This window comes from Clostridium sp. UBA1652 (assembly GCF_002320975.1).
Taxonomy (GTDB): Bacteria; Bacillota; Clostridia; order Clostridiales; family Clostridiaceae; genus Clostridium_T; species Clostridium_T intestinale.
Map to the genome: position 1 here is coordinate 1 of NZ_DCLI01000019.1, position 3,432 is coordinate 3,432.

Genomic DNA, 3,432 nt, shown 5'->3' on the forward strand with positions numbered 1-3,432 from the left:
GAGGATAATTCGTTATTATCCATGATTTAATGAGAAATAAGAGGAAAATAATTATGGCAATTAACTCCAAATTTACTATAGGAAAAACCGAAAGCTCTAGATTTTATATCAATAAAAATTTCACAGATAGGGATTTACCCAAAAAAGCTTTTAAGAAAAAACTTGATCAAATTATCAAAGAACGTTATGAAGATAAAAACAAACACCACATTCTAACTTATTATGGAATTGGTGGTGTTGGAAAAAGTAGTTTACAAAAAGAATTAAAAAAGCAGGCTAAATCTTTTTATGAAGATACCATTTATACTTCTGTAGATTTAGCCAATATACCGAATCAATCTACATCTAGAATGTTATTGGAGTTATCCATGTCATTCTCTAATAAAAATATACAAATGACTCATTTTAGTATTGCATATGCATTGTACTTTCAAAAAAGTAATAAAGATATTCTTTATAATCACAATAAAAAGGTAATTTTTGACGAAAATTTGGGGATTGTAGCGGATGTTTTAAGTGTTATGGATGGATTAGGTATATTAGGTATTATCCCTAATATGGTTAACAAGTTATACGAGTTAACAAACTATAAGCTTAATTTGGATAAGGATTTAAAAGAAGATTTGAAACGATTAGAGTTAATGGATGTTGCTGATATTGAGAACCTATTGCCAGAATTTTGGGCGTATGATATCAGAAAATATATTGAATCAAACAAGGATAAAATTATTGTTGTATTTCTTGATACATATGAAGCTCTGTGGAGTAATGATAAAAATGAAATAACAAAGTTTTCTCGGGATGAAGCAATACGTAAAATGATATCTAAGTTGCCTGGGGTTCTTTTTGTCATTAGCGGTCGTGAATCTCTTGAATGGTCAGATCTTGACTCGGACTGGAAAGATGCCATAGAGCAGCATAAGTTAGAGAGACTGGATGAAACCAATGCACATGATTTTTTAAAAGGATGTAATATTATTGAATCTGATATACGGGATCAGATGATCAAGGTAAGTTTTGGTCACCCATATTATCTAGATTTACTTGTTGATACTTATGTAGAAATAAAAAATTCTCAAGTAATACCAACTAAAGAACTTTTTGCAACAAATAAAAGAGAAATTTTAGAATGTTTTTTCAGATACTTGCAAGAAAAAGAAATTGAAGCTATAAAACTACTATCTGTAACTCGTTATTATAATTATTCACTATTTTGCCACTTGCTATCTAAATTGCCTATTGGGTATCCAATTACAAAATTTGAAGAATTCAACAAATTATCTTTTGTTAATCAATTAACAGAAGATAATTATCATATACATGAGTTAATGCAAAAAGAAGTAATAGAGTTTATTTCTCCAGAGCTTTATAGAAAAGTAAATTTGCTAGTAATTAATTATTATAATGCACAAATAACGGATGAAATATCATATGAAAAATTGAAGCTTTCTATTAAAGAATGTATTTATCATTATAGTAATATTCTTGAACCACAGTTATTTCAGAAAACAATAGTAGATTTATATTATAAATATTTCAAAATATTTCAAAACAGAGGAGAATCTTTATACCTACATGAAATTTTGAATAAAGTATATAGTTATTTAAAATATGATATAAATGAGGATTTATTTGAAATTTACTCTGATATGATTATGCTAAATGGAAAGTTCAAAGAAGCGGTTAATTTATTAGATAAGTATCTAGAAGAATATGATATAAAAGAGATTTCGCAAAACGAAAAGTTATTGCAGTTATATGTAAAAAAAGCGAAGCACCAGATGACATATGAATCAATAGACAATACTTTAAGTTTACTTGATAGTATAGAGTCTTTTATTGAGATAGATACAAAACCACGTCAATATGCAGAATTAATATACACAAGAGCAAATATGCTACTAATTAAAGGTAGTTATGATGAAGCTAAGGGTTTCCTTGATCAAGTAATTGATATTGCAATAAAATATTGTTTCTATGATTTACAATGTAGGGCATTAAGAAAAATTGCAGACTATTATTTATTCAAAAAAGAAGAAAGAAAAGCTGATGCTGCGTACATGGAAGGGACTAAAATTGCAAAAAATTATGGCTATGAAAGATATGCACATTATCTTGAGTGTACTAGAGCTGAGATCTATAGAAAACTAAAATTGTTTGAACAGGCTAGAAAAACATATACTAGGTGTTGTGAAAATTTTCAAGCACTAGGGGTTACCCCTTGGGTTGCACATACTAATTTAGGACTAGCCTTAATTGAAATAGAAAAGGGGAATTATTCATACGCCTTAAAAATATTAGAAAAATGTATGGATATTTATATACAAACTCATCATACTTGGGGGAAAATACATGTGAAAATTATTCAACTTCAGTGTAGATATTTAAATGAAGAAAAAATAAGTAATGAAGATTTTAGTGATATTAAGTTAGAATGTAAAAAGCGAGGCTATATTACATCGTTATTACAAGTTGATGCACTGGAGGCGAATCAGGTTATTATATCTAATTTAATTTTTCTATAATAATGATTTATTTATATTTAAGTTAGATAATGTTTTTGTTGAAAAAACATAAGGGTATTGATGATAAAGAACTTCATATCCATTTTTTAATATTTCATAATTATGTGTTATCATAAAAAAGCACGAACCCGTGCCAGTCATGGAAATTCCATCAAACCTAAGTGATTTGCAATAGCTTTGTAGTCTATAGAAATCTGATTTTAGTACATGGTTTGTCTCTATAAAGCTGTTATGTATAAAACTCCCTATATCTTTGCGGTTTTGTAAAAGTGATTCCAATAAAATATTTCCTTCAACATTTTTATACGGATTAATGTCTAACATATCAAATGCCTTTGATGTAGATATCCCATAATCGGGCATAATTAGTAAAATATAATATTCTTGACCACAATCAATTTCTTCACATATGGATTTTTTATCATTAATATACATATATTTTTGAAAATAACAAATAGGAACATCCCAGCTTAATAATCTTCCATAATAAAAAATTTCTGAATAAAGCATGTTTAATTTAAATGTTTGATTTAGAAAATTCATCATGGAAGCAGCATCAGTACTTTCACCACCCAGACCAGAGCGAACTGGAATATTCTTTTCAAGATAAATATTAAACCCGCTTGATATATTGTAATGTAATTTAAAAAGACAAATGCATTTATGTAAAATATTCTGTTCATCGGTAGGTATATTATTGACATTTGTTTCTATTATAATTTCATTACTATTGTCAATTAAGTCTATATGTAAATAATCACATAATTCTAGAGGTGCCATAATAGTTTCAAGAGAATGATAACCATTTAAGTATTTTGATTGAACGTTTAGTAACAAGTTTAATTTTGCATATGCTGGAATTATCATAAATGTATTCTCCTTTGTAGGATAATAACGAATTATCCTC

The 3,432-nt window shown here is 27.6% G+C and carries 2 protein-coding genes; one reads left to right on the forward strand and one right to left on the reverse strand.

Features of this window, described 5'->3' with window-relative positions; all coding sequences use genetic code 11:
- The first annotated feature begins 53 nt into the window (after nt 1-53).
- Nucleotides 54-2,525, forward strand: a complete 2,472-nt coding sequence (locus B3N22_RS02490) for a tetratricopeptide repeat protein (RefSeq protein WP_286904599.1) — start codon at nt 54-56, stop codon at nt 2,523-2,525.
- Here the strand turns inward: B3N22_RS02490 and B3N22_RS02495 are convergent.
- Nucleotides 2,520-3,432 (reverse strand): 4-(cytidine 5'-diphospho)-2-C-methyl-D-erythritol kinase (locus tag B3N22_RS02495; RefSeq protein WP_286904600.1); only part of this gene is annotated, 913 nt, incomplete at its 5' end. The two genes, B3N22_RS02490 and B3N22_RS02495, sit on opposite strands and share 6 nt — an antisense overlap.